General features: G+C 68.6%; 4 protein-coding genes and 2 tRNA genes. 2 read left to right on the forward strand and 4 right to left on the reverse strand.

The genetic code is table 11. The annotated features are described in order from the left end of the window. On the forward strand, positions 1–204 hold a 204-nt coding region (locus AC08ON_RS04325; protein ID WP_476616496.1), incomplete at its 5' end, for a hypothetical protein. 78 nt (positions 205–282) lie between these two features. On the opposite strand, the gene tig is transcribed toward AC08ON_RS04325, so the two are convergent. Next, complete coding sequence (tig, locus tag AC08ON_RS04330; protein WP_476608557.1) at positions 283–1,725, reverse strand: trigger factor; 1,443 nt, start codon at positions 1,723–1,725, stop codon at positions 283–285. 58 nt (positions 1,726–1,783) lie between these two features. Next, positions 1,784–1,856: transfer RNA gene (locus AC08ON_RS04335), tRNA-Pro, on the reverse strand. A gap of 47 nt (positions 1,857–1,903) precedes the next feature. On the opposite strand from AC08ON_RS04335, the gene AC08ON_RS04340 reads away from it, so the two are divergent. Then, positions 1,904–1,977: transfer RNA gene (locus AC08ON_RS04340), tRNA-Gly, on the forward strand. Between the two features lie 128 nt (positions 1,978–2,105). On the opposite strand, the gene AC08ON_RS04345 is transcribed toward AC08ON_RS04340, so the two are convergent. Next, positions 2,106–3,230, reverse strand: coding sequence for an acyl-CoA dehydrogenase family protein (locus AC08ON_RS04345; RefSeq protein ID WP_476608558.1), 1,125 nt, complete (start codon positions 3,228–3,230; stop codon positions 2,106–2,108). Between the two features lie 30 nt (positions 3,231–3,260). Next, the coding region (locus AC08ON_RS04350) for an enoyl-CoA hydratase-related protein (protein ID WP_476616497.1) at positions 3,261–3,583 on the reverse strand (323 nt) is incomplete at its 5' end.

A 3,583-nucleotide genomic window follows, 5' to 3' on the forward strand; every position in this document is an offset into this window, starting at 1 on the left:
ATCTGTGACACGCCCCAGTTCCCGCCCTTCCCGCCCGATGTTCGCGCTGGGCGTGAGGACGGGCCAGCCCCACCGGCCCAGGGCCGGTGGGCGCTCATGGCCAGCCGGGTGCGGGCTGGTTCGGCGCGGCGCCGTCCGGTCACGGAAGGCGGCGATGGTGAGACGAACAGCGGGGCCGGCCACGGTTCCAGGTGGAAACGGTGACCAACCCCCACGGTTCGCCTGTTATGACCCGATGGTTGCTTCGGGAGGAACACGACCGCGCCAGCGGCGAGGCGCTGATCAGCCGTTGCCGTCGGTCTCCGCCTCGACCGGCTCGACCGTGGCGTCCCCGTCCCCGGGGGCGACGACCTCCGCCGCGACGGTGACATCGCGGCCATGATCGGCGTCGGCGTCGGCGTCCGGCTGCGGACGGGCTGGCAAAGCGAGCTCGACGGGGGTCCCCGCACCGTCGACGACCTTGGCGTTCTCCAGCAACAGGAAGAGCGCCTTGGTCCGCAGGACGTCGGCCATCAGGGCCGTGAGACCCTCGCCCTGCGCAAGCTGCTTAGCGTAGACGTCCGGCTGCACCCCGGAGCGCTGAGCGCGCAGGATGAGCTGCTCCATCAGCTCGCCCTGGTCGATCCCGATCGACTCGGCATCGATCACCGCGTCCAGGATGAACTGGGAGCGGATCGCCTTGCCGGCGGACTCGCGAACCTCCGCGTCGAACTCCTCCTCGGTCTGGCCGAGGGTCTCCAGGTAGGACGGGCGGTCCGTGCCGATGTACTCCAGCTCGCGGGAGAGGCGGTGCTCACGGGCCTCGATCTCGCCGGCGAGCAGCGAGCCGGGCACCGGCACCTCCACCCGCCCCAGAAGGCTTTCCAGCAACTTCTCCCGGGCCTGGCCGACCTGTTCGGTGCGGCGCGACTGCTCCAGGCGCGTCCGGATGTCCGCGCGCAGCTCGTCGAGGGTGTCGAACTCGCTGGCGGTGGTCGCGAAGTCGTCGTCCAGGGCCGGGAGCTCCTTCTCCTTGACCCCGCGGACCGTCGCCGTCACCTGGGCGGGCTGACCGGCTTGCTCACCGGAGAGCAGCTCCGTGGTGAAGGTGCGGGTCTCGCCGTCCGTGGCGCCGATGATCGCGTCGTCGAGACCCTCGACCAGGTTGCCGCTACCGACCTCGTAGGACAGCCCGGTCGCCTCGGCACCATCGATCGGCGTGCCGTCCGCCTCGGCGGACAGGTCGAGCGAGACGTAGTCACCCGCCTGCACGGCCCGCTCCACCGGCGTGAGCACCGCGAAACGATCACGCAGCGCGCCGAGCTGCTCCTCGACCTGCTCGTCGGTGACCTCGACGGCGTCAACGGTGATCTCAAGCTCCGAGAACTCCGGCAGGGTCACCTCGGGCCGGACATCCACCTCGGCGGTGAAGACGAGCTGGCCGCCGTCGACGAACTCGGTGATGTCCACCTCGGGCCGGGACAGCACATCGACCTCCTCGGCCTGCACGGCCTCGGAGTAGAGCTGCGGCAGCGCCTCCTGGACGGCCTCGTCCAGGATGACACCCCGGCCTAGCCGCTGGTCCAGGATGCGCGGCGGGACCTTGCCCGGCCGGAAGCCCGAGACCCGGACCTGGCGGGCAAGCTTGCGATATGTGGCCTCGAGCGAGGGCTTGAGCTCGTCGAAGGGCACCTCGACAGTGAGCTTGACCCGGGTCGGGCTGAGGGTCTCCTTGGTGGCCTTCACGGCGCGGCGGTCTCCTGGTACGACGTTGGACAGGGGGGTGACACGCCGAGGGTATCGGTCGGGGCGGGGAGACTCGAACTCCCGATCTCCTGCACCCAAAGCAGGCGCGCTAGCCACTACGCTACGCCCCGAGGCGTCGCCTGCTCATTCTACGGGGTAAGCTCGCATCGATCACCTCGCGGGTGTAGCTCAATGGCAGAGCCCCAGCCTTCCAAGCTGGCCATGCCGGTTCGATCCCGGTCACCCGCTCCACTCTGGGTCAACCGCGTCCGCACGGAAGCCGACCTTGTCGTTCCACCATGTCCACCGGGCGGGCCGAGCCCCCCGAACCCCCACATACCGAACGGACCCGGCTCCAGGCGTGGTTGGTCTCTTGCCGGTCAGAGGGAGCGGGCGATGAGCTCCTTCATGATTTCGTTGGTGCCGCCGTAGATCCTCTGGACACGGGCAGCGGCGTACATGCGGGCGATGGGGTACTCGGTCATGTAGCCGTAGCCGCCAAAGATCTGTAGGCAGCGGTCGACGATCTCGCTCTGCTTGTCGGTGCCCAGGTATTTGGCCATGGACGCGGTTGCGCCGTCGAGCCGGCTGGCCACATGCTCGGTGATGCAGTGGTCGATGAAGGCGCGCAGCGCCAGCGCTTCGGTACGGCACTCGGCGAGCACAAACCGGGTGTTCTGGAATTCCAGCAGGGGTTTGCCGAACGCCGTGCGCTCCTTGGCGTAGGCGATGGCCAAGTCGACGGCGTGTTCGGCGGCGGCCGCGGCATTCACCGCGATGGACAGCCGTTCCTGCGGCAGCTGCTGTACCAGCTGCACGAAGCCTTGGCCCTCGGCCGGACCGAGCAGGTTGACCGCAGGCACCCGCATGTCGGTGAAAGCCAGCTCTCGGGTGTCGGTGCCCATCGCGCCGATCTTCTGCAGCACCCGGCCGCGTTCGAACCCCTGCAGCCCCTGGGTTTCCGCCACGATCAGCGACAGCCCTCTGCCGCCGGGCGCGTTGCCGGTGCGGGCCACGATGATGAGCAGGTCACAGTGGGTACCGTTGGTGATGAACGTCTTTGCACCGTTGATCACGTAATGGTCACCCTCACGCCGGGCGGTGGTGCGCACGGCCTGCAGGTCGCTACCGGTGCCCGGTTCGGTCATCGCGATCGCGCCGACGAACTCACCGGACGCCAGTCTGGGCAGCCAGCGTTGCTTCTGCTCGTGGTTGCCGTAGGCGTTGATGTAGTGCGCGACGATCGGGCTGTGCACCAGGTAGGCCCAGCAGTCGTCGGCGATGTAGCCCTGCTCGCGCAACACCACGGCCTCGTGCGCGAACGTGCCGCCACCGCCGCCGTACTCAATGGGGCAGCTGATGCACAGCAGGCCGATCTCGCCGGCCTTGTTCCAGAACTCGCGGTCGACCGCGTGCTGCTCGGTCCACCGCTCGTGGTTGGGTTCGGATTCCTTGGCCAGGAAGGTGCGGGTGAGGTTTTGGAGCTGGTCGAGCTCCTCGGTCATCCACGATGATCGGTAGATCATAGTCCGTCCTCAGTGGTCGGTAAAGTTGTCGGCGATCCGTTCGACGATTTTCGTCGCGGTGGCAAGGGTTCCGGTGTCGGATGCGACCTCGGCGGCCGGCCTGGCGGCGAGCGCGTCGGCGGTGATGATCGGCTCGCCGGTGAGCAGCATCCGCATCGCCGTGGCCTTGCCGACCGCGTGCACCAGCCGCTGGGTGCCGCCCGCGCCCGGGATCACCCCGAGGGTCACCTCGGGCAGCCCGCCCTTCGAGGCGGAGTAGGCGGTCCGGCCGATCTGCCTGGCAAAGGCCGCGGTCGACGCGGTGTTGACGATGACGGCTTCTCGGATGGGTG

The sequence above is a fragment of the Frankia sp. CoWAU3 genome (assembly GCF_977971855.1).

What these genes read in the sequence shown, in the direction of transcription:
- AC08ON_RS04345 (WP_476608558.1), bottom strand. Translation starts at nt 3,230, where the DNA reads ATGACCGAGGAGCTCGACCAGCTCCAAAACCTCACCCGCACCTTCCTG.